The organism is Streptomyces sp. SLBN-31 (genome assembly GCF_006715395.1).
Lineage (GTDB): Bacteria > Actinomycetota > Actinomycetes > Streptomycetales > Streptomycetaceae > Streptomyces.
The window spans coordinates 2,984,377-3,010,442 of record NZ_VFNC01000002.1 but is presented as its reverse complement, the minus strand read 5'-3'; the positions used below and the strand labels follow the sequence as shown (position 1 = coordinate 3,010,442).

19 protein-coding genes are annotated in these 26,066 nt (G+C 70.9%); 9 read left to right on the top strand and 10 right to left on the bottom strand.

What is annotated here, in order from left to right:
- Position 1: 1 nt before the first annotated feature.
- The 4 genes from FBY22_RS33740 to FBY22_RS33725 form a co-directional block, all read right to left on the bottom strand.
- Positions 2–4,720, bottom strand: coding sequence for an alpha-(1->3)-arabinofuranosyltransferase (locus FBY22_RS33740; protein WP_142152605.1), 4,719 nt, complete (start codon positions 4,718–4,720; stop codon positions 2–4).
- The gene (locus tag FBY22_RS33735; RefSeq protein ID WP_142151766.1) at positions 4,717–5,457 is read right to left on the bottom strand and encodes a bifunctional 2-polyprenyl-6-hydroxyphenol methylase/3-demethylubiquinol 3-O-methyltransferase UbiG; all 741 of its coding nucleotides are present in this window, start codon (positions 5,455–5,457) and stop codon (positions 4,717–4,719) included. Before FBY22_RS33735 ends, FBY22_RS33740 begins: the two co-directional genes overlap by 4 nt.
- Complete coding sequence (locus tag FBY22_RS33730) at positions 5,454–6,605, bottom strand: glycosyltransferase family 4 protein (RefSeq protein ID WP_142151765.1); 1,152 nt, start codon at positions 6,603–6,605, stop codon at positions 5,454–5,456. Before FBY22_RS33730 ends, FBY22_RS33735 begins: the two co-directional genes overlap by 4 nt.
- 194 nt (positions 6,606–6,799) lie before the next feature.
- On the bottom strand, positions 6,800–7,786 hold the full coding sequence (locus FBY22_RS33725) for a DUF3068 domain-containing protein (protein ID WP_142151764.1): 987 nt from the start codon (positions 7,784–7,786) through the stop codon (positions 6,800–6,802).
- 350 nt (positions 7,787–8,136) lie between these two features.
- On the opposite strand from FBY22_RS33725, the gene FBY22_RS44320 reads away from it, so the two are divergent.
- Positions 8,137–8,289, top strand: a complete 153-nt coding sequence (locus FBY22_RS44320; RefSeq protein WP_174267325.1) for a hypothetical protein — start codon at positions 8,137–8,139, stop codon at positions 8,287–8,289.
- Between the two features lie 3 nt (positions 8,290–8,292).
- Positions 8,293–9,534: a CdaR family transcriptional regulator gene (locus tag FBY22_RS33715; RefSeq protein WP_142151763.1), complete on the top strand. Its 1,242-nt coding sequence runs from the start codon at positions 8,293–8,295 to the stop codon at positions 9,532–9,534.
- 9 nt (positions 9,535–9,543) lie between these two features.
- On the opposite strand, the gene FBY22_RS33710 is transcribed toward FBY22_RS33715, so the two are convergent.
- The 3 genes from FBY22_RS33710 to FBY22_RS33695 all read right to left on the bottom strand — a co-directional run bounded on the left by FBY22_RS33710 (position 9,544) and on the right by FBY22_RS33695 (position 13,978).
- Positions 9,544–10,632 (bottom strand): NAD-dependent epimerase/dehydratase family protein, encoded by a 1,089-nt coding sequence (locus FBY22_RS33710; protein WP_142152604.1) that lies wholly within the window; start codon positions 10,630–10,632, stop codon positions 9,544–9,546.
- A gap of 540 nt (positions 10,633–11,172) precedes the next feature.
- Positions 11,173–11,616 carry a DUF6082 family protein gene (locus FBY22_RS33700; protein WP_142151762.1) on the bottom strand — a complete coding sequence of 148 codons (444 nt, stop codon included), beginning with the start codon at positions 11,614–11,616 and terminating at the stop codon, positions 11,173–11,175.
- A gap of 292 nt (positions 11,617–11,908) precedes the next feature.
- Positions 11,909–13,978 carry a TerD family protein gene (locus FBY22_RS33695; protein ID WP_142151761.1) on the bottom strand — a complete coding sequence of 690 codons (2,070 nt, stop codon included), beginning with the start codon at positions 13,976–13,978 and terminating at the stop codon, positions 11,909–11,911.
- Positions 13,979–14,215: 237 nt separating this feature from the next.
- Between FBY22_RS33695 and FBY22_RS33690 the strand changes: the two genes are divergently transcribed.
- Together FBY22_RS33690 and FBY22_RS33685 are read left to right on the top strand one after the other, a co-directional pair.
- The gene (locus tag FBY22_RS33690) at positions 14,216–14,989 is read left to right on the top strand and encodes an IclR family transcriptional regulator (RefSeq protein ID WP_142151760.1); all 774 of its coding nucleotides are present in this window, start codon (positions 14,216–14,218) and stop codon (positions 14,987–14,989) included.
- Positions 14,986–15,831, top strand: a complete 846-nt coding sequence (locus FBY22_RS33685) for an SMP-30/gluconolactonase/LRE family protein (protein WP_142151759.1) — start codon at positions 14,986–14,988, stop codon at positions 15,829–15,831. Before FBY22_RS33690 ends, FBY22_RS33685 begins: the two co-directional genes overlap by 4 nt.
- Here FBY22_RS33685 and FBY22_RS33680 read toward each other — a convergent pair.
- Positions 15,746–16,378: a toxin-antitoxin system, toxin component family protein gene (locus FBY22_RS33680; RefSeq protein WP_260845243.1), complete on the bottom strand. Its 633-nt coding sequence runs from the start codon at positions 16,376–16,378 to the stop codon at positions 15,746–15,748. The two genes, FBY22_RS33685 and FBY22_RS33680, sit on opposite strands and share 86 nt — an antisense overlap.
- A 202-nt stretch (positions 16,379–16,580) precedes the next feature.
- Between FBY22_RS33680 and FBY22_RS33675 the strand changes: the two genes are divergently transcribed.
- From FBY22_RS33675 to FBY22_RS33660, 4 genes are all read left to right on the top strand, one after another.
- On the top strand, positions 16,581–17,930 hold the full coding sequence (locus FBY22_RS33675; RefSeq protein ID WP_142151758.1) for an extracellular solute-binding protein: 1,350 nt from the start codon (positions 16,581–16,583) through the stop codon (positions 17,928–17,930).
- The gene (locus FBY22_RS33670; RefSeq protein WP_142151757.1) at positions 17,927–18,865 is read left to right on the top strand and encodes a carbohydrate ABC transporter permease; all 939 of its coding nucleotides are present in this window, start codon (positions 17,927–17,929) and stop codon (positions 18,863–18,865) included. Before FBY22_RS33675 ends, FBY22_RS33670 begins: the two co-directional genes overlap by 4 nt.
- The gene (locus FBY22_RS33665) at positions 18,862–19,716 is read left to right on the top strand and encodes a carbohydrate ABC transporter permease (RefSeq protein WP_142151756.1); all 855 of its coding nucleotides are present in this window, start codon (positions 18,862–18,864) and stop codon (positions 19,714–19,716) included. The genes FBY22_RS33670 and FBY22_RS33665 overlap by 4 nt, the downstream gene beginning before the upstream one ends.
- 145 nt (positions 19,717–19,861) lie before the next feature.
- Entirely contained in the window at positions 19,862–21,373 is a 1,512-nt protein-coding gene (locus FBY22_RS33660) for an alpha-N-arabinofuranosidase (RefSeq protein WP_142151755.1), read from the top strand.
- 15 nt (positions 21,374–21,388) lie between these two features.
- Here FBY22_RS33660 and FBY22_RS33655 read toward each other — a convergent pair whose 3' ends face one another.
- Together FBY22_RS33655 and FBY22_RS33650 are read right to left on the bottom strand one after the other, a co-directional pair.
- Positions 21,389–22,528, bottom strand: coding sequence for a hypothetical protein (locus FBY22_RS33655; protein ID WP_142151754.1), 1,140 nt, complete (start codon positions 22,526–22,528; stop codon positions 21,389–21,391).
- A 42-nt stretch (positions 22,529–22,570) separates the two neighbouring features.
- Positions 22,571–25,510, bottom strand: a complete 2,940-nt coding sequence (locus FBY22_RS33650; protein WP_142151753.1) for a beta-galactosidase — start codon at positions 25,508–25,510, stop codon at positions 22,571–22,573.
- A gap of 77 nt (positions 25,511–25,587) precedes the next feature.
- On the opposite strand from FBY22_RS33650, the gene FBY22_RS33645 reads away from it, so the two are divergent.
- A complete protein-coding gene (locus FBY22_RS33645) occupies positions 25,588–26,046 on the top strand; it encodes an Rrf2 family transcriptional regulator (RefSeq protein WP_142151752.1) in 459 nt (152 codons plus the stop codon).
- Positions 26,047–26,066 lie beyond the last annotated feature (20 nt).

Genomic DNA, 26,066 nt, shown 5'->3' with positions numbered 1-26,066 from the left:
ATCAGCCCCTCCCCGTGTCGTCGTCCGACGCCTGCGGCGGCTCGGGCTCGGTCGCGCGCAACCGCGGCTTGCGGAACGGGATCCGCCCGGTGGGCGCCTGGGACTCCGTACCCCCGGGCCCCCGCGCGGAGACGACGGGCCCGGCGTCCGGCCGGGGGCTGTCCACGGGGAGACCTTCGGCGTGCTGCCCCTGCCGAGGGCCCTCTTCGGGAAGGCGCCCCGCGTTCTGCTCCTGCCGGGTGCTGCCCGCCGCAGGGTCTTCGGCGTGCTGCCCGAGCTGAGAGCCCTCTTCGCGCGGGCCTTCCGTGTTTTGCAGCCGCCGTGGGCTGCCCACGGGCAGGCCCTCTGCGTGCTGCCCCTGCGAGGGACTGCCCGCGTGCCCTCCCTCCGGCCGCTCCTGCCAGGGACCGGCCCCGAAGAGGCCTTCTCCGTGCTGTTCGCCGGGTGGCGGGGCCGGCGGGGTCTCCTGCCGGTCCGCGGCGCCGGCGTCCGGGGCGGGCCTCTCTCCCCGGTGCCGCTGCGGCAGCTCGCGGGTCGGGGCCTCCGATGCGGCCCACAGGGCCGGTTCGGTCGTGGGGGGCAGGACCGCCGTGTGGCCCGGTTCCTCGTCCGGCTCGTGGACGCTCACCACACCGGCGAACAGGCCGATCAATGCCAGCAGTTGGGCCGCGTGCCCGAACGCTCCATGGCCGGCGCCCACCGGCTCCCCGGCCCCGGTCGCCGCCGCGATCCCCGCTCCGACGAGGGCGGCGAATGCGATCGGTACGAGCAGTGTGTGCCGGCGGGAGGCCAGCAGGGCCAGCGCGAGGACGAGCAGGGCGAACCACCCGGCGATCACGATCGCCACCACGGTCAGCGCCACCGTGCCCAGCCACAGCCCCGGCAGCGGCGGCACCGGCTGCGGCGGATCGGGGTTCGGTGCGCGCCGGCGCCACACGGCCAGGCCGACCAGCGCCGCCAGCCCGACCGCGCCGCCGATCAGCCCGCCCTCGTACGTGGTCGCGGGCTCGTACGACAACTTGACCGTGCCGCCCGCCCCGGCCGGGATCCGCCAGCCCTGCTGCCAGCCGTCGAGCCGGACCGGCGTGAGCTCATTGCCGCCCAGGGTGGCCTTCCAGCCGTCGTTGTAGTTCTCGTACGTCGTGAGATAGGTGGCGCCGCCCGAGCCGACGGTGACCTCACGCCGGTCGCCGAGCCAGTCCCGTACGGTCAACTGCCGTGTCTCGGCGTCGGCTTCGCTCACCGTCCCGCGCGTCAGCGTGACATCCGTCAGGGCGAGGGGACCCGCGTCGCCGGCCTCCACCCGGTGCGTCCCGGCCGTCAGCTCCAGGCCGCCCTCACCACCGCCTTGTTGACAAAGCGTCACCTGCGCCTGGCGGCGTTCCACCAGGTCCCGCACGGTCCCCTGCACGCTCGTCCGGTACAGCTTCCCGTCCACCGCCACGTCCGGCCCCTGCCCGCAGGGCAGCGAGAAGGCGTGGGAGGCGCCGGGCTGCTTGGTGCGGTACTGGTCGAGGGCCGGGATGTACGCCTCGCTCAGCCCGACGGGCAGGTGCAGGTCCTCGTCGGCCACCGGGTTGTGCAGGGTCAGCGGCGCGGTCTGCGTGATCGTGATGTCGAGGCGGTCCGTGGTGATGGGGTCGAAGCGGGCCACGCCGTTCTCGTCGACCCCGGCGATCGTGGCGCCGTCGGGGGAGCTGATGTGGACCTGGGTGGCACGGGTGGACAGCCCGCCCGCCGGGGCCAGGACGATCTCCCCGATGGGCTGCTTGCCGTTCCAGCTGAGATGGACGGTCGGCCGGTCACCCGCGACCCAGGCCGTGGTCAGGTCGCCGTCGGTGAGGTTGCGCGCCGACAGGCCCGCGCCCAGGGCGGCCGTGGAGTCGGCGGTGGCGACGATGCGGTTCTGCTGGTCCGGGGCGACCCGGTAGAGCAGCTTGTCGAGCTCCGCGCCGCTCACCGGCACCGCCCCCGCCGTCACCTCGTACGTTCCCGCCGTGGACGTCGTGAACCGGCGGTGCAGGCCCGCTTCCGTGCCCGTCGCGGACAGCCCGGTGGGGTCGGGGGTGCGGTGCAGGGAGATCTGCGTGGCGGCGGCGTCGGAGGCGTTGTCGGCGTCGGTCGGCAGACGCAGCAGACGGGTCACCTGGACGTGCGGCAGGGCGATCTCGGAGAAGCCGGCACCCGTCAGGCCCGAGTGGCGCCGTACCGACTCGACGATCGTCAGCTTCATCCAACGCGTCGCCCCGGAAGGTGCCTTGACGCTCTGCGTCTGTCCGTTGGGCCGCAGGAAACTCGTCCTGCTCCCCTTCTCCGTCTCCACCCGCACCTTCGTCGCCGCCGACCGCACGCTCGCCTGCGGCAACGGCGTCACCTTGAACGACGACGGCATGTCGTAGGAGCCCGTGAAGCCGATCCGCAGCCACTGGCCGTCCGCGGAGCCGGGTGCGCCCTCGGCCCACGCGGTGTCCGGATTGCCGTCGAAGGCGTTCACCGGGTCGTACTGGGGCAGGTGGAAGAGCCAGTTGCCGCTGGAGGAGGCCGTCACCGAGCGGGCGCCGCGCAGCTGGGCCACCGTCTGGTGGGCGATGCCCTTGGTCGGCAGGATCTGGTGCGGTTCCTTCCCGGCGTCCTGCACGGCGTCCGGGGCGTTGCGCTCCGAACTCGTGTACGTGTACGAGGTGTTGGCGCTGAGCAGCCCGAACCGGGTGTCCGCGCGCCGCAGCCCGTCACCGACGATCCGCAGTGCCGGGGTGCCCAGCCCGGGGGTGTTGTCGCCGGTGAGCACGGTCGCCCGGCCGCGCAGTTCGGAGGCGAGCGGCAGCAGGGCCTCGGGTCCGCCGGAGACGACGGCCGTGTCGGAGACGGGCAGCAGCCGGGCCTGCCCCGGTCGTGGTACGTCCTTGCCGCCCGGCTCGTAGATCTCGACCGCCCGTTGCCGCGGGTACAGGCCCTCCACCTGCAGCGGGGCGTCGTGCGCGATCCGGCCGCCGGTCATGACCGGCCCGAAGCCCGTCACCCGTACGTACCCGGACTGCTGCAGGGTCCGCTTCACGGTCGTGGTCGGCACCGCGCCGATCTGGTCGGGGTCGAGGTCGTTGCGTACGACGACGTAGTAGATGGCCGCCCGGCTCAGGTAGTCGGCCAGCCCCGGCACCTCGCTCCCGGAGGCGAGGGCGTTCTCGACGGCGTCCATCGCCCGCCGGTTGCCGGGGGTGCCGAAGGGCACGTAGTCCCGTTGCGCCCAGCGGGACTTGGCCAGTACGTCGAGCGGCTGGTCGATGGGGGAGCCCCAGCTGTAGATGCCGTGTGCGGTGGCGGGCACGACCAGGGCGCGCGAGTCGGGGGAGTACTTCTGCAGCCAACTCGCCGTCGTCTTCCAGTACTTCGGCAGCTCCTGGAAGGATCCCGGGTTGAGGATCGAGCCGTTGAGGTACGGCCACAGCAGGCCCGGCAGGATCAGCACCGCCGCGACGAGCGGCGCGAACCGCCGCCCCCGCACCGGCCGCGCACCGCGCGAGTCGGTGGCCACGCCCACCACGTGGGCGAGCCCGAGGACCAGCGCCAGCGCGAGCCCCGTCTGGAACTTGTAGATGTTGCGGAAGGGGACGAGCCAGCCGTTCAGCCAGTCCTGCACGACCCCGTGGAAGGGCGCGCCGAAAGCCCCGCCGTACCCGGCGAGCAGCACCAGCGCGCACGAGATCACGGTGAGCACCAGCCACCGCCGCTCGGGCATGTCCCGTCTCGCGATGCCTGCGAGCCCCAGCCCGGCGGTCGGCGCCGAGCAGACGATCACGACCACGGAGGCGGCGACCGTCCATCCGGCCGGCAGCCACGCCTGCCCGAAGTGCAGATAGGCCACCCAGTTGCCGGCCCCGCGCAGCGCCTCGGTCCCCGACATGGTGGCCGTCGTCGTCTGCGCGGTCTCCACGTAGGGCAGGAAGTTCTCGCCGTAGACGCCGAGCATCAGCAGCGGGATCCACCACCAGGCCGTCGCCACGAGGACCCCCGGCACCCACCAGGCGATCAGCTTGCGCTGACGTGGCCCGGGCGGCCGGGAGAGCAGATACAGCCCGACGGGCAGCAGCGAGGCCAGCGTCGACGCCCCGTTGACGCCGCCCATGAACGGCACGACCAGCGCCGAGCGCAGGGCGGCGACCCGGGCGGTGTACCGCTCGTTCGTCAGGGGCAGCAGCACCCAAGGCAGGAAGGCACCGGGCAGTACGGCGGCCGACGTGGACCCGACGACGATGGTGAACACCGGCCACAGCGCGTACGCGATCCCGGCGAGCAGCCGTGACCCTCCGCTGCCCACCCGCAGCCGTTCGGCGAGCCGCAGCGCGCCCCAGAAGGCGACCGACACGATCAGTGACATCCACAGCCGCTCGGCCAGCCACACCGGCAGGTGCACGAGATGGGCCAGCCAGTAGAACGGCAGCATCGGCCACAGATAACCGGCGTACTGGTCCTGGATCCCGCCGAAGCCGCCCTGGTCGTGCCAGAGCTGCCCCAGGTCGGAGAGGAACGCGCCGGGGTCGGTCGTCACGCCCAGCTTGGTGTCGAAGGTCTGCCGTCCCGGGTGCACCACCAGGAACAGCACGAACATCACGGCCCAGAACCCGACCAGCCAGCGCCTCGACCGCGGGCCCTCCGGCGGACCCGAGGTGGCCGCGGTGGTGGGGACGGCTGCCGGAGGAGGGGCCTGGACCGTGGTCGTCATGGTGGACACCGCCGGAGGATGAGGAGGAGGTTCCAGGTGGCCAACTCCCTGATGCCGGGCGCCTTGACGACCGTCTCGGCGAGGAAGGGCCAGTAGCGGGAGCGCGCCGAGACGACCGTGACGTCGTCGCGGGCGCGCACCTGCCGCAGGGTGGTGCCGATGTGCACGGCGAACAGGTTCTCGCCGAGGGTGTGCTTGGCCGGTCTTCCGGTACGACGCCGGTAGCGGGCGCGGGCCCGCTCGGCACCGAAGTAGTGCCAGGGGGCCCACTCGTGGCCGCCCCAGGGGGACAGCCAGTTGGTGAACGACACGTAGATCAGGCCGCCGGGCCGGGTCACCCGGACCAGTTCGCTGAGGAACGTCTGCGGATCGGCGACGTGCTCCAGCACGTTGGACGAGAAGGTGACGTCGGCGACGCCGTCGGACAGGGGCAGCAGATAGCCGTCGGCGATCACCGTGCCCTCGGGCGGCTTCTCGCCCAGCTCGCGCACGTCGGGTTCGAAGAGGTGGGCGTGGGCGCCGCGGCGGCGGAACTCCTCGGTGAAGTAGCCGCTGCCGCCGCCGACGTCCACGACCGTCCGCCCGGCGACCGGACCGTCGTAGGCCTCGACCTGGTCGACGGCGTCGCGGGCGAGCAGCGCGTAGCAGGTCTCTGGATCGTCCTGCTCGTGGAGGAACGCCCGGAAGAGGGTCATCGACCGGCGTATGGAGGGGTCTTTGAGACCGGTGCCGGTCATGGGGCCCAGCTCCTCACCGCCTCGGCGGCCACGGCGCGGAACTGTCTGACCGTGCGGTGCCAGCGGTAGCGGGCCGCCCGGTCACGGGCGGCCTTGCCCATCGCCTCACGGCGTTCCGAGGAAAGGGCGAGCGTGCACCAGGCGGCCGCGAACGACGACTCGCCGTGCGCCAGCACCCCGGTCTCCCCGTCGACGACGGAGTCCCGCAGGCCCGGCACGTCGAAGGCGACGGTCGGCGTCTGCCGTGTCGCGGCCTCGGTGACCACCAGGCCCCAGCCCTCCACGGCCGAGGGGTGCAGCAGCAGCCACGCGGCACACAGCAGCCGGTGCTTCTCGGCCTCCGAGACATGTCCGGCGAACTCCACGCCGGGACCGGCGAGTTGCTCCAGCCGTTGCCGTTCGGGACCGTCGCCCACGATCACCAGCCGGCCGCCGGTGACGGGCCGTACGCGTTCCCAGAGTCTGAGCAGCAGATCGATCCGTTTGTACTCGACGAGTCTGCCGACCGCCACGAACAGCGGCTCGGCCGACCTGTCGGCCCGCGGACCGGGCTCCTCCACGCCGTTGTGGACCACACGGATGCGCTCTCTCTCGACGCCGATCGCCCGTAGCGCATGGGCCGTGGAGGGCGAGACGGCGACCAGCAGACTGCGGTGCTGGGCCCCGGTCAGCGCCCATTGCTCCAGTCTTCGCCCGAGCCGCGCGGCCGGCGTCAGGGGCCCGCCGAACCTCATCTTCCACAGGTCGGAGTGGACGTGGTTGACCAGACACAGGGTGGGGCCGCGGTGCCAGAGGGGTGCGAGGTACGGCATTCCGTTGCAGACCTCGACCAGCAGATCGGTCTCGCCGACCTGACGGGCGAAGGCGGACCGGGCCCGCAGGTAGTGGCCGAACTCGCCGCCCGCCGAGACCACTTTGTAATCGCGGAAGGCCGCCGGGCCGCCGCAGATCAGGGTCACCTGGTGGCCGAGGCCGGTCAGGCCCTCGGCGAGCCGGTCGACCAGCAGCTCGGAGCCGCCGGCGGCCGGGTTGTCCAGGTCGCGGTGGGCGAGGAAAACGATTCGGCGCGGTTGTGGGGGGAGCGCCGGAGGGTGCTGCGGTGCCTGGGCATGCATGGCGCGCAGCGGGGATGGCACGTGCTGGGGCATGGGTGCTCCAACTCGTCTCAGGGTGCGGAACTCAGTGGTGGCTTTCCGGACGTGCTGTGGGGGGACTGAGCGCTTCCTGGGTGTGGGGTGTGGACGGGTTGTGCTCGGGTGGGGTTGGACAGTTTTCGCCGCGCCGTTCGCCACGGCTACTCACGGAGGTGACAATTTGCGGCTTTATTAGAACTGACGTCATGTCACATCGTGAGCTGAGGCTGGGGCGATCGGGAGCTTTCGGTCAACTCCGGGCGCTTACGCCCTCGTACCACCAAAACGGCACCCACCGCCGCCAGTACGAATCCGGCCACCGCGGAGGCGATCGGCAACGTCTGCCCCACCATGCGCAGCTGGCCGCTCTCCTTCTTCGCCTGTTTCACCTGCGCCTTCTGCGTCGCGGTGGTGAACCCCAGTTTCTCGCTGTCCAGCAGCACCACCGCGTCCTTCCCGGCACCCGGGGCACGCAGCGTGCGCCGCGGGCCGACCTGGGCGTACAGCACCCGGCCGGTGCGCTGGTCCACGACCAGCTCGATGCCGTGGTTGGAGTACCACTCCTCGGCCAGAACCTGCGGTTTGTTCTTCTTGCCGACGATCGTGCCCGGCACCAGCCGAGTGCCGATCTTCGTCGGCGGGACGGTGCCGGTGAACCGGTAACCCTTGTACCCCTGGACCTTGCGCGTACCCGCGTAATGCAGCACCACGGTGTCGCCGAGCGAGTTGTCCCACCACGTGTAGGAGCGTCGCTGCACGCCGAAGGGGAACTTCAGATACGCGTCGCCCTCGAAGTAGGGGTTCTCCTTGCAGCAGTGGACCGGTCGGTTGGTACGGCGGTCCGTCACCCAGCGGTTCAGGAAGAACTCCAGGGCGTCGTGCGGGTCGGCGGCCGGCAGAGACTTGTCCGTGTCGACCGCCGTCGTCACGTCCCACACCGCCCGCCCGCTCTTCTCACTGTCCGCGACGTTGCCGCGCACCTGCTGGGTGACGGTGATGCGCTGGTCGTGGACCGTCTTGATCTCGTCGGTGTCGAAGTAGCTTCCGGTGCCCTGGTAGACGGCCGTGGTGTCGATGTCGATCGGGTTCACTGCGGCCCGCGGCTCGACGTACCAGACCAACATCGGAGCCAGGACCAGCAGAAACGTGCCGAGTCCCAGCAGAATCAGCGAGAGGGGGGAGGCGGTACGGCGCATCCGGACACTCCAGGAGGAAGGGACGACGGAGTTCGGGCCGCTCTGGCCCTGCCTTTCGGACCGGGTCGGGCGTGAGTGACGGCGCTGGTCGGCCGAGCCGAGCGGGGTCTGGCGCGTGCAGCTGCGAGGCGGAGGGGGGCGTCGACGCGGAGCGTCGGCGACCGACGACAACGCCGCAGAAGTGCGTGCCAGGGCCCGCGACGCCGAGCCGGTCCGAAAGGCAGGGCCTATGAGCGGGAGACCGTAGGCTGCTCTTGACGGGGTGTCAATGGTTGTCGAGACTGGGCCGACAGGCAGAGGTGGGACACCGGGGTGGGGACGACCTTCCGTACGGAGAGGCTGACCCAGCGATGTCCAGACTGCTCGCCGCCGCGCTCACCGTCGTGGCCGCCGCGGCCCTTGCCGTGGGCGCCGCCCTCGGTATCGTCGCCCTGCTCGACGCGACCCCCGACCAGCCGAACACGCCGTTGATCACGTACGAGCAAGCCGGCCAGGGGAGTTGACCCGTGACGCCCGCTCACCCGCCGGCCGTCACCACCCGCTCGGCCTGGCACGACGTGCCCCGCCTCCAGGTCCGCCGCTTCGCCGCCATCGCCATGGCGGAGGCGCCCGAACTCGCCGAGGAGATCCTGCGTGAGATCCGCCGCGAGTACCCCCACCTTCCCGTCGTGCTCGACGAGTCGGGCGAGCCGATGGCACTGGTCGGTATCCGCCGGGCCATCGAGGTCTTCGTCCAGCACCTGGAGAAGTCCGAGGGTCGCCCCACCGTCCCGCCCGGCGTCTTCCAGGAGTTCGGCCGCGGCGAGGGCCTGCACGGCCGCTCCCTCGACTCCCTGCAGGCGATATACCGCATGGGCGTACGCCTGGCCTGGCGCCGTTTCGCCGAGATCGGGCAGCGTGTGGAGATCCCGCCGCCCGCGATGTACGAACTCGTCGACGCGGGCTACGAGTACCTGGACGGCCTGGTCGACCAGTCGGTACGAGGTTACGCCGAGGCGGCCGCGCGGCAGGCCGGGGAGCGCCTTCGCCTCCAGCGCCGCCTGATGGAACTGCTGCTGGCCGAGCGGCACCGGGGCGATCCGGCCGACGCGCTCACCGAACGGGCCGCCCGGATCGGCTGGCCGCTGCCCCGCAGGGTCGCCGTCGGGGTGCTGCTCCGCCCGGCCCGGGAGGCGGTCGCGCCCGCCGTCGGGGAGGGCGTGCTGCTCGACATGGAGTACGAGCAGCCCCGTATGGTCGTCCCCGAACCGGCCGCGGCCGGCCGCCCCGAACTCCTGCACCGGGCGCTGACCGGGTGGGCGGGCGCGATCGGGCCGCCCGTACCGCTGGCCGACGCGGCGAAGTCGCTGCGCTGGGCCGAGGCCGCCGTACACCTCATGGAGCGGGGGCTGCTGCCCGCCGGGGAGGTCCTGTACTGCACCGAGCACACCGAGGCGCTGGTGCTGTTGCAGCCGGAGGAACTGATCGACGACCTGGCCCTGCGCTGCCTGGCACCGCTGGCCCACTGCGGCCCGACGCACGGACGCCGGCTGGCGGAGACGCTGCTGGCGTGGCTGGAGACCCGCGGTGGGGCGCCGGAGGTGGCCGCACGACTCGGCGTCCACCCCCAGACGGTCCGCTACCGCCTGCGCCAGATCCGTGAACTGTGGGGCGACGAGATCGACGACCCCGACCGCAGATTCGAGCTGGAACTGGTGCTGCGGGCGCAGAGGTTGAGGGGGGTTCTGGGGGAGACGGGGCGTTCGTGACTCGCGATGTCACCGGGCCCGCCGTTGCCGCCGCCAGGCCTCGTAGTGATCGAGCAGGGTCTCCTCCACGGACCGGTACTCGATCCCCAACTCCTGCCTGCTCCGGCGGTTGTCGACCTCGAACCGTATGCCGAGGTGCTTGCGGATGTAGTCCTGGGTGAGCCCGAAGGCCGGCCCGAGGACGCGAACGGGCCAGTGCGGCAGGCGGGTTCGGGGCAGCCGCAGATCCCTCGGATACCGCGTGCGGACGATTCGCGCCATCTCGTGAAACGAGGTCATCCGCTCGGCGGCGACGATGTACCTGCCGTGGGCCTCCGGCCGCTCCGCCGCGGCGATGTGCGCGTCGGCCAGGTCGCGCACGTCGACCGTGGTGAAGCTGAAGTCGGGGGCGCCGTAGAAGAAGTACCCCTTGAACAGCTCCTCCAGCAGGAAGAGGCTGCCGGACTCGGAGGCGGGCGTGAGCGAGGGCCCGAGCACGAGCCCGGGATTCACGGCGACCATGCTCCACCGCTCCTGCGCCTCCGCGGCCTCCCAGGCGGCCTGTTCGGCGACGGTCTTGGCGTAGTGGTACGGATTGTTGTGCACGGTACTGGTGGTGTTGAAGTACTTCTCGCTCAGCACCTGGCCGTCCATGGCGAGTACGTCGACGTAGTCGCCGAAGACGGCACCCACGGTGGAGGTGAGCACGAGCCGCCGCACGGACGGCGTCCGCTCGACGCTCCCGATCACGTTCCGCGTCCCCGTGAGCGCGGGCTCGACCATGTCCCGCTGCCCGTCCTTGATCTTCTCGGGCATCAGGAAGGGCGAGGCGACATGAAACACCACCTCACACCCCTTCATGGCCTCGTCGAAGTCCCCGTCGACCAGCAAATCTGCCTCGAACAGCTCGAGCCGCCCGGGGTGACGGTCCTGCAGGGCCCGCAAGGGGGCGACCTTGGCGGTGTCGGCGACGTTGCGGACGGTGGCACGCACGTGGTGGCCGCGCTCCAGGAGCCGTACCACCAGATGACTACCGACGAACCCACTGCCGCCGGTCACCAGAACGACTGTGTCTCTCAAACTCTCGTTCACGACGTCCACGGGAACAGATTCGAGCATCACGGACCGGAAAGGAAGCGGTAGATCGCAACATAGGACTCTTTGTGTCGCTCACGAACAACCAGTCCCCCTGGATACGCTACTCTCACTCCGCCTCACCTCCCTAAAATCCACCGGAGTGCCCGAATTGAAGGTAAATCGCCGCCTCGGCAAGGCCCCCCAAGCGCGTGGGTGTCTCACTGACTCGAACTGCCCCGACGTATTCGAACTGAGTGACGGGCGTTTCGCGGTCATCGGCCTGGAGATGACGGAGGAGCTCCGCGGCCTGTTGCCGAGCGACGCGGGAGTCGGGCCTGACGAGCGAGTGGTCGTTCTGCCCCGAGAGGTACTCATCGAAGCCCGGCAGGACATTCCCCACTTGTGACTACCCGTTCCTGCGGAGCGGTATGGTGCTGATCGCCGCCTCGTAGGCCCTTTCGGCGATGCGGGAGAAATCCCCTTCTGCGGTGTCCGGCGGAACATTCGGTGCACGGTCGAGTCGCCGTTTCTCCCAGAACTCGCACCACAGTGGATTGCTGAAGAGATGCTTCATAGAAGCCTTCATGTACAGGCGCTGGCGATTGCTCGCTGTCGACTCGTCCTGGTCGAAAGCGGCCATGTGGCGGCCAGTTCCGGGTCGTCCATGGCCATCTTCAGGATGGACATGTGAAGTCCGCGGATCAGCGCTTCCGAGGTGCGATGTAGTTCACCTCGGGAAAGTCCCGCGACATCGCATTGTGCCTCCAGTGCCTCCAACTGGTATTGCAGTGCCAAGCGCTGTAGTTCTGACTCCTTCTTCTGCATACGCATGGTGCGTGCCATGTAGAAGAGTGCTGCCGTTGTGCTGGCCGCGGATGCCGCTCCGAATGCCTGACCGGCGTTGCTGCTACTGTTGCTCTGCAGGAGAGGTATCTGCACCAGTAACACGCTCACGAACGCGCATCCCAAACAGGCCGCCAGGATCGCACCTGTCGTCGCCATGAACTGCCTTATTCGTTCGATCATTACGGCAGCTCCCCCCTTTGTGCCCCGCTCGAGGCTGACCGGTGAATGCCCGCGGGGCCGCCGGGAGAAACGACGAATTTCGGGTCATGGATACTCGGTACGTGTGACGGCAGAGCCACGAATGGGCGACCGGCGACTTCGGTGAATATCGTGTCCCGTCGGCGGCGGCAGCGGCTCCTTTCAAACCCCACCACAGAGGTGGCCGATGCATGGAATGCGTCGGCCTGTGCTCCGATGCGCCTCGTGCGCGCCCGTCATATGGGGGACGTCGCGGTGCTCGCAGGGGCCGTCTTCACCCCGCCCCGACCCGCTCCTTGGTGGACCCCCGCCGTACCGGACCGTCCAAGTGGATCACCACCGACGTGTAGAAGCGGTGCACCGCGTCGTCCACGCTGCGGATGAAGCCCGACTCGGCGTTGCCGCGGCCGCTGCCCACGCTCTTGAAGAGGGACAGGCGGAACCCGGTGATCCTGGTCGCGGAGTTCTTCGGGAGCATGTCGGCCGGTTCCGGGCGGAGTTTTTCGAGGGTGCCGCGCGGCCCTCCCGTTTCGCCGTCGACGAGTGTCTCCACGTGCAGGTCTGCGGGCGCCTCCTCGAGCCGGCGGACGAGCCGCTTGGCCCAGGACAGCGGATAGCCCTGTTCCGGTGCCGGAATCTCGAACGAGGTACGCAGTCTTCCGGTCCGTAGGTCCGCGGTCACGGCGAGCAGTCCCGGCGTTCCCTCGATACGGAGTTCCGCCTGGAGCCTGCCCTCCGCGCAGAGCCGGTCGGCCAGCGAGGACCGCCGGGCCTCCGGATCCGCTCCCCGCTTGGCCCGTTGGACCGGCAGTACCTTCTGCCCGAGTTCTCCGCCGAGCCTGAGGCACACCTGGCGGACGAGGCGCTCCCAGCTCTCGACGACTTCCAGCGCGCGCGGGTCGCCCTGGCACAGGGTCTCGTCGTCGATACCGTTGCGGACGGGCACCCAGGCCGCCCCCATGTTCTGGAAGCCGTGGCAGCCGGAGTTCTCGTGCTGCAGATAGTGCAGCAGTTCGTGTAGCAGCCAGGCATGCGCCGCGTTGCCGACGCCTTCGTGGCGGATCAACATCTGTGCCTGGTAGGCGACTTCCGCCCAGGACAGATGACGCAGGGCCACCTTGTGCTTGCGCCGGCCGTCGATCTTGACGTCGACGAGCGGGCTGCCCTCCAGGGCGACGTCGTTCGACACGGTGATGACCGCTTCGTAGCCGCGGCGGGCGGCGATGTCCATGTACGCCTGCACCTGCTCGGGCTTGAGCGCGTTGCCGTTGGTCTTCGTCTCGACCAGCGCCGTCCACAGCTTTCCGGCGCGCTCGACGCGGATGACCCCGTCGGGACGGCGAGGTGTGTCACCGTGCGGCAGGGTGACCTCGGTGAACGTCTCCATGCGGCCCGCGGGCGCGCCGAACCCGGCGGTGAGGCGCCGGCCGAACTCCGGCACCTGCGCCATCACCGACAGCAGCACCGACGTGGCCCGCATCTCGCGGTCGCGGTCGCTCTTGAGCGCCGAGACCGGGAACAGCCGGGACGGCGACCACGACTCGTTCTCCGCCAGGGACTTCCTGGCCGTCTTCGGCAGGGTGACCTTCTTCTTCGCCGTACGGGGCCGGCCCACGGACGGCTTTCCGGGCTCGGCTGCGATCTCGTCGTCGGAACGCCGGGGAGCCGGGATCGCCTCGAGGGGCGTTCCGGAATCGGGCTCGGCGGGTGCGGACGCGGCCGTCGTGGCCGTATCCGCCGCGTCACCGCCGTCGGCACCGTCACCGCCGTCCAGGGCCGTCACTTCGACCGTCCCGGCGTCGTCGTCGATGTTCACTCCGAAGTCCGTGGCCAGGCCCGCCAGTCCTGCCGCGTACCCCTGCCCCACGGCACGGAACTTCCACTCCTGAGCGCGGCGGTACAACTCGCCGAAGATGACCGCGCCGACCGAGTCGGCGTCGTCGACGGCGAATTGCAGGAGCTGCTCGCCCGCAGCGTCGGCGAGGGTCACGCGCAGGTCCTCCAACTCGCCGAAGCGAGCGCTCTCGTACCGGCTCGCGGCGACCACGATCCGGTCCACCTCCACCGGGACCGCGGTCAGGTCGAAGCCGATCCGGTCGACGTTGCCGTTCTCCGTGGGCGTCTTGCCCAGGAGTTGCACGCTTCCGTCGGCGGCCACCGGGTTGTTGTAGAAGTAGAAGTCGGTGTCGTTGCGCACCTTGCCGTCGGCGTCGAGCAGAAGCACGGACACGTCCGCGTCGCCCTCTCCGCTCGGGCTGGCCCAGCCCAGTCCGACGACCACGGAACCGACGTTGTCGCTCAGGGCCGACAGAGAGACGTTCGAGCCCTTGACCATCTCGTGCATGGAATCCCCCCACTTCGCACTGCGGGGATGCCGCGGACCCCTCCCGTCCCGGACACCCCGTGTGCGACATGATGTGACGTGCCGCACATGGGGGACAGTAGTACCACAGCCGAGCGAGGCGTTCCGGCAGAACCATTGCCCGGGCAAACGCGCTATGTCTACCCTGTGTTCGTCATGCCGATCGTCTGTTGAAATTTCGAACACAGGCGCCTAGGAAAACAAGGGAGGGGGCCGGTCGTGGGACGCCTCGTACCTGCGGTGACTCGGGCTCTCGACATTCTTGAGCTCTTCCTCGACGGGGACGGGACTCTTTCCGCCCCCGACATAGTGCGCAGGCTGCAGCTGCCGCGCACCACCGTGCACGAGTTGGTGACCACTCTCGCCGCCCGTTCGTACATCGTCCAGGTGCCGGGGCAGCCCGGACGCTACCGGCTCGGCGTACGGCCGTACCAGCTCGGCAGCCGCTACGCCGAGCAGCTCGACCTCGCGGCCGAGGGGCAGCAGGTCGCCCGGTCCGTCGCCGAGACCTGCGACGAGACCGTGCACGTGGCGATCCTCGAGGGCACCGATGTCATCTACATCGCCAAGGTGGACTCCACGCACGCGGTGCGGATGGTGTCCGCCGCCGGGCGCCGGCTGCCCGCCCACTGCACGTCCGTCGGGAAGATGCTGCTGGCCTCCCTCCCGGAGCCGGAGCTCGCCGCGCGCGTCCCGGACGACGCCGAACTCGTGCGGATGACACCCAACAGCATCACCGAGCCCGCCGCTCTGCGTGAGGCCCTCGCGGAGATCCGTGAGCGGGGGATCGCGGTGGAGAGCCGGGAGTCCAACCCGGACGTCAGCTGCGTCGCCGCGCCCGTCCGCGACCGCACCGGCCAGGTCGTCGCCGCCCTGTCCATCTCCGTCCCGATGATCCGCTGGAGCGACGAGCGCCGGGCCGAGCTGGAGCAGCTCGCCGCCAAGGGCGCCGCCGAGCTGTCGGAGCGCCTCGGCCACCGGACCGTCGCATGACGGCCTACGAGGTGGCGGTGCGCGCCGAGGCGACCCTGGGGGAGGGTCCGACCTGGGACGCCGCCGCCGGGCGGCTGATCTGGATCGACATCCTGGGCGCACGCGTGCACACGTACGACCCCGGCACCGGCCGGCGCACGGTCCGCGTCACCGACCAGCACGTCGGCGCGGCCAAGCCGCGGGCCGGCGGCGGCCTGGTGCTCAACCTCCGGGACGGCGTCGGGCTCCTCGACCCGGACGGCGCCTTCCGCTGGCTGCATCGCGAGCCGGTCCCCGGCCGCCGCGGCAACGACGCCGCCGTGGCCCCCGACGGCTCCCTCTGGGCCGGCACCATGCGCTACGACGAGGCCCCCGGCGGCGGCACGCTCTCCCGGATCACCGGGGACGGCTCGGGCGAGGTCGTCCTCGACGACGTGGCCGTGAGCAACGGCACCGGCTGGAGCCCCGACGGGCGCCTGATGTACTACATCGACTCGCCGACCCGGCAGGTCGACGTCTTCCACCACGAGGGCGGCCGGATCACCGACCGGCGCCGCTTCGCGCAGATCGAGGACGGCGCCGGCTTCCCCGACGGGCTGACCGTGGACGCCGACGGCTGTGTGTGGGTGGCCCTGTGGGACGGCGCCGCGGTACGCCGCTACACACCCGACGGCGAGCTGGACCGCGTGGTCGAACTGCCCACGCCCCGCGTGACCGCGTGCGCCTTCGGCGGCCCGGACCTGACGGACCTGTACATCACGACCGCCCGGGTCGGTCTCACCTCACCCCACCCGGTGGCCGGCTCGCTGCTCGTCGTCCCCGGCGCGGGGAAGGGCCTGCCCCAGCCGGCGTTCGCGGGCTGAACCTCCAAAGGGGCGGCCGGCCGGCCGCCCCCGGCAGGAAAGGCCGCAGCGTGGCGGCGAGCCGGTGTCCGAAGTCGTCGGCCTCCGCCTCGTCGGCCGCGCGCGAGCCGTCACGGGCCGCCACGGACAGCGCCGTGCCGGTCCACTCGCGCTCCTCGGCCAGCGCGGTCCCGGCCGTGTGGTGATGGCTGTGCCCGACGTGCAGATGCCACAACTCGTGGCCGAGAATGACCAGTTGCTGGGCGGCCTCGGCCCGCTCCTCGACGATGACGAGGTCGAAGTCCCTGAAGCCCACCCACAGCCCCGTCACCTCGATCTCGTCCGGAAACCGTTCGAACCGCAGCTCTACGGGCCGTCCGCCGCGCCGCGCGCTCATCTCCTCGCACAGTGCCCGGCACAGTTCGCGCGCGTCGGCCGGCGGGCGTGGCCTGACCCGCACGGCGGCGTGGAGGTGGTGAGCGAGCTCGCGCATGCCGCAGGCTCTCGGCGAGCGGCGCAGCCCCGCGGCGATCCGGGCAGCCGTCCTCCGCACGCCCGCGATGTCCATCGCTTCCCCTCTCGCCGCCGCACAGCAGGCCGTTCGAGACTACGCCGGTCGTTCAACCGCGAACGGTCCCGCTGGCCGGAAAGTCCTGCCCGAACCATTGACTGGCAAGCGCTTCCTATTTACGGTCCCGTTCGAAGTTACGAGCGCAATTCGACATGTCGAACACGATCGATCGGGAACAGTCGATCAGATGGGGCAGGGCATGGGACGACCTGACCTGAGTCGCAGGCAGCTTCTGGGCGGGCTCGGAGGACTGTTCGTCGCCGGAAGCTTCGGCTTCGCCGCACTGGGCACCGGCGCCGACGCACTCGCCTCCACCGCCGACACCCGGGTGCGCTACTGGAACCTCTTCAGCGGCGGCGACGGCTACAACATGATCGCGATGCTGGACGCCTTCCGTGCGGCCCACCCGGACATCGCCGTGAAGGACTCCACCCTCCAGTGGGGCAACCCCTTCTACACCAAGCTCGCCATGGCGGCCGCGGGCGACCGCGCGCCCGACCTCGGCGTCATGCACATGGGCCGGGTCACCGGCTTCGCGCCCGGCCGCCTCCTGGACGCGTGGGACGTCGGCCTGCTCGCCAAGTACGGCGTACGGCGGGAGGACTTCAACCCTGTGCTCTGGCAGCGCGGCGTCATCGACGGCAGGCTCTACGCCCTCCCGCTCGACATCCACGTCCAGCTCTGCTTCTACCGCAAGGACGTGCTGAAGAAGGCGGGCCTGCTCGGCGACGATGCCCGGATGGTCACCGTGACGTCGACCGACGAGTGGTTCGACGTGCTCAAGGAGGCCAGGAAGGCCACCAGGAAGGGCCTGCAGACGCTCGGCCTGCACGCCAACGACCAGAACTTCCAGTGGTGGTTCTTCGTCGCCTTCTACACCCAGCTCGGCGGCACCTGGTTCGACGACGCCAGGACCGAGGTCACCTTCGACACCGACAAGGCGACCCGGGTGCTGGAGTTCCTGCGCAGACACGTCACCCACGGATACGCCGTCGCGGGCGCCGCCGACGCCGAACAGTTCATCAACGGCGCGCCGTTCACCTGGGAGGGCAACTGGTCGGTGCCCGTCTTCTCCGGCGCGAAGCTCGACTACGGCGCCGTACCGCTGCCGCCCGTCTTCGGGCGGGAGGCCACCCACGCCGAGTCGCACACCTTCGTCCTGCCGCACCAGCCCGACCGCGGCGGCGCCACGAACGAGGCCGCCCACCGGCTCGCCGCCCACGTGGTCACCCACGCCCGGCAGTGGGCGGCCGGCGGCCACATCCCCGCGCACACACCGACCCTGTCCACGCCGGCGTACAAGAAGCTCTACCCGCAGAACGAGTACGTCTCCGCGATGAACCACCAGGCCACCGAGCCCAAGGTGTGGTTCGCCGGCTCCACCGGCATCCTCGCCCAGCGCGTCGGCCCCGTCGTCGTCTCCGCCACGATGGGCTCCGCCAAGCCCGACGCGGCCGCCCGCCGGATGAAGAGCGAACTCACCACGCTGCTCGCGATGAAGAACCCCATGGACGGCCGGACCGCCGCGCAGGGAGGTGCGGTCGCATGACGACCAGCGCAGAGACCGTCGTCGTACCGGCGCGCACGAAGACCGCCGCCGTCAGCGCCCCCGTCCGCCACAAGCAGGGCTTCCAGCACGGTGGTTGGTTCGTCGCGCCGTTCCTCGCCCTGTTCACGCTCTTCGTGATCTGGCCGCTGCTGCGCGGTGTCTACCTCAGCCTCACCGACGCCAACATCACCGGCGCCGGGGAGAGCTTCATCGGCCTCGACAACTACCGCGAGGCCCTGAAGGACCCCCTGATGTGGGACGCGCTCGGGCACAGCGCGTACTTCACGCTCCTGGTCGTGCCCTGCATCACGGTCCTCGCCCTCCTCCTCGCGATGCTGGCCCACCACATCGAGCGCGGCAAATGGCTGTGGCGCCTGTGCTTCTTCGCGCCCTTCCTGCTGCCCTCCACCGTCGCCGGCAACCTGTGGCAGTGGCTGTTCAACCCCGGCACGGGCATGATCAACCATGTCTTCGGCGGTGACACGCCCTGGCTGACCGACACGTCGTACGCCATGCTCGCCATCGTCGTCGAGACCCTGTGGTGGACCGTCGGATTCAGCTTCCTGCTCTATCTCGCCGCCCTCCAGTCCATCCCCGGCCACCTCTACGAGGCCGCCAAGCTGGACGGCGCGAACGCCTGGCACCGCATGGTCCACATCACCCTGCCGATGCTGCGCAACATCACCGGGCTGGTCGTCGCCCTGCAGATCCTCGCCTCGCTCCAGGTCTTCGATCAGGCGGTGGTGATGATGGACTTCGGCCCCGGACCGGAGAACGCCACCCGCACCTTCGTCCAGTACACCCTCGAAGAGGGCTTCACCAGCTACCGCGTGGGCTACGCCTCCGCGATCTCCATCATCTTCTTCGTCATCATCGCGGCCGTCGCCCTCGCCCGTATGTGGCTGCTGCGCAACCGTGAGGAGGCGGCCCGATGAGCACAGCCGTGCGGCCCCGCAGGAAGTCGTCCTGGACGCCCAGCCAGATCGTCCTCACCCTCCTCGGCGCGGCCGTCTCCGTCGTCTTCCTCGCGCCGTTCGCGTGGGGCCTGTTCACGTCGCTGAAGTCGGAGACCGAGGCCGTCGAGGTGCCGCCGCACTGGCTGCCCAAGCACTGGACGGGCCAGGCGTGGAAGGCGCTGTTCGACACCGGCAACATCACCGACTGGTTCGTGAACTCCCTCGTCGTCTCCGTGTGCGTCACCTCGGTCGTGGTGCTGGTGAGCGCGCTCGCCGGATACGGCTTCGCCCGTACGGAGTTCCGCGGCAAGGGCCTGCTGATGGGCGTGGTGATGTCCGGGCTGATGGTCTCCCCGGCCGTCCTCGGCGTCCCGCTGTTCACCACCGTCCAGCAGATGGGCATGGTCGACACCTACTGGGGCATGATCCTGCCGCAGTGCGCGCCCGCCGCGATGGTCTACATCCTCTACAAGTTCTTCCAGGGCATCCCGCACGAACTGGAGGAGGCCGCCTTCATCGACGGCGCGGGCCGCTGGCGGGTCTTCTTCACGATCGTCCTGCCGCTGTCCCGCCCGTCCCTCGCCGCGGTCGGCATCTTCACGTTCATCGCCTCGTGGAACAACTTCCTGTGGCCGTACATGGTGACCAGCAACCCCGACCTGATGACCATGCCGAACGGCATCGCGACCGTCATGAACTCCTACGGCATCCAGTGGGCCCAGCTCATGGCCGGGGGCCTCATGGCGGGCCTGCCGCTGATCGTCGTCTTCGTCTTCTTCCAGCGCCAGATCGTGGCGGGCGTCGCCCACACAGGACTGGCCGGACAGTGAGAACACACGGAAAAGACGGGCGGCCCAACGCCCTGTAGGGGCGCGGGGCTCGTACCAATCCGCGGCTCCGCCGCGCGGGCGCGACAAGCCCCCGAGCACCCGCAGCCGCCAACGAGACACGCACCACCCACCCCGAAAGGCGAACATGCACACCGCCCGCTTCACTCTCGACCCCGCCTTCACCGTCGGCGAAGTCAACCCCCGCCTGTTCGGCTCCTTCGTCGAGCACCTGGGCCGCTGCGTCTACACCGGCATCTTCGAGCCGACCCACCCCACGGCCGACGCCGAGGGCCTCCGCCAGGACGTCCTCGACCTCGTCCGCGAACTCGGCGTCACCGCCGTCCGCTACCCCGGCGGCAACTTCGTCTCCGGCTACAAGTGGGAGGACTCCGTCGGCCCCGCCGAGGACCGCCCCCGCCGCCTCGACCTCGCCTGGCGGTCGACGGAGACCAACCGCTTCGGACTCGCCGAGTACATCGCCTTCCTGAAGAAGGTCGGCCCGCAGGCCGAGCCCATGATGGCGATCAACCTCGGCACGCGGGGCGTTGCGGAGGCCCTGGAACTCCAGGAGTACGCCAACCACCCCTCCGGCACCGCCCTGTCGGACCTCCGCGCCGCCCATGGCGACAAGGACCCCTATGGCATCAGGATCTGGTGCCTGGGCAACGAGATGGACGGCCCCTGGCAGACCGGACACAAGACCGCCCGGGAATACGGCCGCCTCGCCGCCGAGACGGCCCGTGCCATGCGCCAGATGGACCCGTCCGTGGAACTGGTCGCCTGCGGTTCCTCCAGTCAGTCCATGCCGACCTTCGCCGAGTGGGAGGCGACGGTCCTCCAGGAGACGTACGACCTGGTCGACCACATCTCCCTGCACGCCTACTACGAGCCCCAGGACGGCGATCTCGACTCCTTCCTGGCCTCCGCCGTCGACATGGAGTCCTTCATCGAGAACGTGGTCGCCACCTGTGACCACGTGGGCGCCAGGCTGAAGTCCCGGAAGAAGATCAACCTCTCCTTCGACGAGTGGAACGTCTGGTACACCTCGAGGTGGCACGAGATCGAGAACTCCGCCGCGCGGGACTGGGCCGAGGCCCCCCGTCTGCTGGAGGACAACTACAGCGTCCTGGACGCGGTCGTCTTCGGCTCGCTCCTCATCGCCCTGCTGCGGCACGCCGACCGCGTCACCGTCGCCTGCCTCGCCCAGCTCGTCAACGTCATCGCCCCGATCATGACCGAGCCCGGCGGCCCGGCCTGGCGGCAGACGACGTTCTTCCCCTTCGCCCAGGCCGCGCGGCACGGCCGCGGCGAGGTCCTCGACGTACGCGTGCAGTCACCGACGTACGAGACGAGGAAGTACGGCGAGGCCGACCTGCTGCACGCCACCGCGGTCCGCGCAGAGGACGGCACCGTCACCGTCTTCGCCGTCAACCGTTCCCGGACGGAGGCGCTGCCCCTCGAAGTGGCCCTCAACGGGCTCGATCTGAGCTCCGTGGTCGAGCACAGCGCCCTCGCCGACGCCGACCCGGACGCCCGCAACACCCTCGCCGAGCCCGAGCGGGTCGCCCCGCACGCCGTCGAGGGCACCGAGGTCCGGGACGGCACCCTCAGCGCCGTACTGGAGCCGCTGTCCTGGAACATGATCCGCCTGGCCTGACGGTCACGACCGGCCCTAGCGCTCGATGTACACCTGCGCGGGCGGGTACGGGGAGAACGACGTCGTGCCGACGGACCAGTAGCCGCCCGTGCCGGGCACGGGTGTGAGGTCCTCGGGCAGGACGGACGTCGTGGCGGTCGCGCCGCGCTCGCTCACCCAGCTCCCGTGCTGCCAGCGCAGGTAGTGCGCCCGGGCCTGGTCCCAGAAGTCCCAGCCGGCGATCCGGTCCGGGCCGCCCCGTCCGTCGTCGACGATCGCCGTCAGCATGCCGACGGTGAAGGGCGCGGTGACGGTGTTCCAGGCGGTGCCGTCCCAGTGTTTGAGGGTGACGCCCGGCGGCTTGCCGGGCGGACCGCCGACGCCGTAGTCGTAGCCGGTGAGCCAGATGTCGTCGGCGGCGACCGGGAGGAGGCCGGTGACGGCGGGGCGGAGGCCGCCGGGCGCGGTCAGCCCGGTCCACGCCGAGCCGTCCCAGCGGGCGACGAGGGCGCTGTCGTAGACCCAGACGTCACCGCACACGGTGACGCGGACGCCGGACGGGGTGGCGGTGGTCCCGCTCGGGGGCGGTGCGATCCAGGACCACTCGCCGTCCGCGCCGTGCAGCAGCACCGAGCCGTCACCGGTGCGGCCGCAGACCCACACGCCGCCGTCGGCGTCGGTCGCGACACCGGTGAGGGTGGTGCCGGAGGTCCCGCGGCCGGGGAAGTCGACCTCCTGCCAGGTGGATCCGTCCCAGCTCAGCAGGTGTGCGTCGGAGCCCACGGCCCACGCCCGGCCGGTGGAGTCGGCGGCGACGGAGCGCAGGCCGCCGGTCAGACGGAGATGCGCGAGGCCGACCCTGGTCCAGGCGGTTCCGTCCCAGACGAGGGCGAGGGGTGTCCCGGCGGTCCCGCCGTTGCGGCCCTCCTCGCCGACGGCCCAGGCGAGGTCGGGACCGGCCGCCGCCACGCCGATGAGCTGGGCGGCGGGTGTGCCCTGCGGGGCGGGCACGGTCTGCCAGGTGTGGGGTTCCCCGGCGGTGGCCGACCGGACACCGCTGTTCGTCCCCGCGCCGGTCGAGCGGTCGCCGCCCGCCGCCGCCCGCGCGCTCGCCGAGGTCAGCCCCAGTCCGGCCCCGGCCCCCGCTAATCCGGTGATGAAACGCCTTCTTCGCACGATGGTCCCCCTTCTCGGGTCATGCCTGTGTGACGCACACGGTCAGACCGACACCACCGGCACCCCGCCCGCCGCCGCCCCCAGCAGAGTCAGCCGTACGTCCGACGGCCCCGACGGTGTGGTTCCGTCGGACAGTACGGCGAGAGCGAGTGTGTTGGAACCACGTGTGCGCAGAATCCCGTTCGGCAGGACGAAGGTGTGCTGCGGGCCCACGTCGTTGATGTACTGGCCCATGTTCCAGCCGTTGAGAAAGATCTGGACGCGGTAGGCGCGGGCCGGGTCGTCGTCCAGGACGAGCCCGACCGACGCGTCGATGCCGGGGTCGACCGCCAGCCGGAACGTCGTCCGGTACCAGGTCACGCCCTGCCGCCGGTCGGCGCGCGGCAGCGAGCCGGCCGGCCAGCTCCCGTCGGCGTACTCCGGCAGGTGCCAGCCGTGCCGCTCCCCGTACAGCCCGCCGGTGTTCTGCGGCCCGCGCCTCGCGTCCGGCGTCTTCTCGCCCTGGATCCGCCAACTCACCCGCGGGGCTGCCCCGTCGAAGGTGACGGCGGTCAGCCCGCGCGCCACCTTGTGGGTGTCCTGCGCCTTGCCGTCCTGGTCGTGCTGCATCCGGCGGACCAGGACCGACAGCACGTGCGGGCCGGCCGTGCGCGCCTCCTTGGGTACGGGGAACACCGCCGTGTCCGTCCAACTCCCCTTGCGGACCGTGCTGTTGTCCGGCACGGGCATGCGGTGGGTGCCCAGTGGCCGCCCGTCCAGCCAGGCCATCAGCAGACCCTGCGTGCCCGTGCTGTAAGCCAGGGACACCGACCGCGCGCCCACCGCGTCGGTGAGGTGTCCGCGGTACCAGACGTCGCCGTAGTGGAAGCCGTAGTCGTCGGCGAAGAGGACGGGCTGCCCGCCGGGGACGGGCGTGGTGCTGTACGACGTCGTGCGGTCGGCGCGCTTCCAGGCCGAGTCGTCGTAGCCGGGGGCGGACTCCGGGTTCTCGGTCCTGCGCCGCCAGCCGGCGCGCAGCGCGGGCAGGGAGACCTTCCCGACGCCGGGCAGCGGCCGTACGGACCGCAGACTCCCGGACGGTGTGGCCTCGACCGCCAAGTGCCGTCCGTTCCAGGTGAGTTCGGTGATGCCGCGCGGTCCCCACACCTCCAGTGCGGCGGCCGCCACGGTGTCCCCGGTCAGCCGCAGCGCCTTCCCCTTCACGGCCGCCGTCCGCACCAGGGCGGGACCGCGCACCAGCACCGGTCCGGACGGGGTGTCGTGAGGGAACAGCCGCAGCGAGGTCTCGTCGTCGGCCAGGAGCAGCAGCAGTGGGGCGCCGGTCCCGTCCCCGGAGACCAGCACCCGGGTCAGTCCGTCGAGTCGGGCCTCGACGCGCAGTAGTCCGTCCTCGTAGGTGTGGGCCGCGCCGCCCTCCAGCACCTTCACCGCCGGCCGCTCCGCGCACTCCAGCACGGTCACCGTCGCCTCGCCCGGGCGCCCGGTGAACACGGCGATCTCCTGGCGTCCCGCGGCGAGGGACAGCATCGGCTGGGCGTTGGAGCAGCGCACCTTGCGTCTGCCCAGGACCATTTTGGCGACGAGGAGGCGCGCGTCCTTCGCCGGGACGGTGACCGACAGCCCGTCGAGACCCGGCACGGCCGAAGTCACCTCCTTGGCACCGTCGTTGCGCACCACGTACACGTGGGCCCCGGTGTCCGGGTTGGTCAGGTGGTACACCCTCAAACCGGCCGCCTCGACGTCGGCCGCCCGGTCCAGCTTGGCGAGGTCCGGCACGTGGTGCAGCAGATGACCGAGCTGGTGCATCGGCACGAGCTTGGCGGTGGGCTGCCGTCCCTCGTCGAAGGCGGCGCCGTAGTCGTAGGAGGTGTAGACGACCGGCGCCGGCAGCCAGCCCCACGAGGTGCCGCCGTAGGTCATGTAGACGTTGTGCAGGGTGATGCCGTTGGCGAGGTTGGTGAGGTAGAAGCGCCGTTCGTACGCGGCGTCCCGCTGCCGCCGCGACTCCGCGTACCCCTTCCGGTCGAACCAGACCCCGCCCCACGGGTCGAACCACCCGCCTCCGAACTCGGGCATGAACCCGGGCGTCCGCGGGCTCGCCGTGGCCCCGCCCTTCGTCCCGCCGATCCCGAAGTGCCCCCAGTCGGGCGGCGTCTGGGTGGGCGACGGATAACCGTCGAATCCGTAGAGCCAACCCCCGTCCTCGCCACGGGTGTCGAAGGAGCCCGGGATCCAGTAGCCGTTCCTGCCCTTGTCGTTGTGGAAGAGGGGTACGTCGATGCCGTCGGCGCGCACCTTGTCGTACAGGTGGGCCATGTAGTCGCGGCCCGTCGCCTCGGTGACGTGGGCGTCGTACTCGTTCTCGATCTGGTAGAGCAGGACGGTGCCGCCGCCGTCGGTGTACAGGTGGCGGGCCGCGATGGCGTTCACGTGGGTGAGCCACTCGTCGACGTGCGCGAGGTACGCCGGGTCGGCGGTGCGTGCCGAGCCCTCGGCGGCGGTCAGCCAGCCGGGGAAGCCGCCGCCGTCGATCTCGGCGTTGATGTACGGGCCGGGGCGCAGGATCACGTAGAGGCCGCTCTCGGCGGCCGTGCGCAGGAACAGGTCCAGGTCGCGGATGCCGGTGAAGTCGTAGCTGCCCGGCGCGGGGGAGTGGTAGTTCCACGACACGTAGACGCTGACCGCGTTGTAGCCGTGGGCCCGCATCTTCTGCAGGACGTCCCGCCACAGGGAGGGGCTCGGCAGCCGGAAGGGGTGCATCTCGCCCGACCAGACCACCAGCCGGCGGTCGTCGACGACGAGCGAGTGGCGGTCGAATCCGATGGCGTGCCGGCGGCCGTCCGCGCGCGGCGGCGCGGGCGCCGGTCCGGTCGGTGCCGTAGGGGCGGCGTAGGCGCAGTTCGCCGCGCCGCTGCCGCCCAGGGCCAGGCCCAGTGCGGTGGTTCCGGCGAGAGCGCTGAAGGTACGTCTGCTGAGCCCCATGGGAGCCTCCCGTCGTGCCGGTCGGTGGGCGGCGCGTGCGGGATCATTGTGTACGCGGGACCGGCCACAATGGTCGTATGAGGATCTCGGCACGAGCGGATTACGCGGTACGGGCGGTTCTTGAGGTCGCCGTCCGGCAGGACGGCGGACCGGTGAAGGCGGAAGCCATCGCCGCGGTGCAGGAGATCCCGCACAAGTTCCTGGAGGGCATCCTCGGCGACCTGCGGCGCGGCGGCATCGTCGACAGCCGGCGCGGGGGAGGCGGCGGCTACCGGCTGGCGCGCGAGGCCGGGGAGATCACCGTCGCGGACGTCATCAGGGCCGTGGACGGGCCGATCGTGTCCGTGCGCGGCGAGCGCCCCACGGGCCTTGAGTACACCGGCTCCGCCCAGCCCCTGCTGCCCCTGTGGATCGCCCTGCGCGCCAACGTCCGCCGCATCCTGGAGGGCGTCACGATCGCCGACCTGGCGCAGGACGCGCTGCCCGAACAGGTGCGGGACCTGGCGGCGGAGCCGGCCGCGTGGGAGAACCCGTAGCCGCGGCGCGCTCTCAGGCT

Bases quoted from the DNA above. Each gene is read 5' to 3' on its own strand.
- FBY22_RS33740 (WP_142152605.1), bottom strand. From the start codon at position 4,720: ATGACGACCACGGTCCAGGCCCCTCCTCCGGCAGCCGTCCCCACCACC.
- FBY22_RS33735 (WP_142151766.1), bottom strand. From the start codon at position 5,457: ATGACCGGCACCGGTCTCAAAGACCCCTCCATACGCCGGTCGATGACC.
- FBY22_RS33730 (WP_142151765.1), bottom strand. From the start codon at position 6,605: ATGCCCCAGCACGTGCCATCCCCGCTGCGCGCCATGCATGCCCAGGCA.
- FBY22_RS33725 (WP_142151764.1), bottom strand. From the start codon at position 7,786: ATGCGCCGTACCGCCTCCCCCCTCTCGCTGATTCTGCTGGGACTCGGC.
- FBY22_RS44320 (WP_174267325.1), top strand. From the start codon at position 8,137: ATGTCCAGACTGCTCGCCGCCGCGCTCACCGTCGTGGCCGCCGCGGCC.
- FBY22_RS33710 (WP_142152604.1), bottom strand. From the start codon at position 10,632: ATGCTCGAATCTGTTCCCGTGGACGTCGTGAACGAGAGTTTGAGAGAC.
- FBY22_RS33700 (WP_142151762.1), bottom strand. From the start codon at position 11,616: ATGATCGAACGAATAAGGCAGTTCATGGCGACGACAGGTGCGATCCTG.
- FBY22_RS33695 (WP_142151761.1), bottom strand. From the start codon at position 13,978: ATGCACGAGATGGTCAAGGGCTCGAACGTCTCTCTGTCGGCCCTGAGC.
- FBY22_RS33685 (WP_142151759.1), top strand. From the start codon at position 14,986: ATGACGGCCTACGAGGTGGCGGTGCGCGCCGAGGCGACCCTGGGGGAG.
- FBY22_RS33680 (WP_260845243.1), bottom strand. From the start codon at position 16,378: ATGGACATCGCGGGCGTGCGGAGGACGGCTGCCCGGATCGCCGCGGGG.
- FBY22_RS33675 (WP_142151758.1), top strand. From the start codon at position 16,581: ATGGGACGACCTGACCTGAGTCGCAGGCAGCTTCTGGGCGGGCTCGGA.
- FBY22_RS33670 (WP_142151757.1), top strand. From the start codon at position 17,927: ATGACGACCAGCGCAGAGACCGTCGTCGTACCGGCGCGCACGAAGACC.
- FBY22_RS33665 (WP_142151756.1), top strand. From the start codon at position 18,862: ATGAGCACAGCCGTGCGGCCCCGCAGGAAGTCGTCCTGGACGCCCAGC.
- FBY22_RS33660 (WP_142151755.1), top strand. From the start codon at position 19,862: ATGCACACCGCCCGCTTCACTCTCGACCCCGCCTTCACCGTCGGCGAA.
- FBY22_RS33650 (WP_142151753.1), bottom strand. From the start codon at position 25,510: ATGGGGCTCAGCAGACGTACCTTCAGCGCTCTCGCCGGAACCACCGCA.
- FBY22_RS33645 (WP_142151752.1), top strand. From the start codon at position 25,588: ATGAGGATCTCGGCACGAGCGGATTACGCGGTACGGGCGGTTCTTGAG.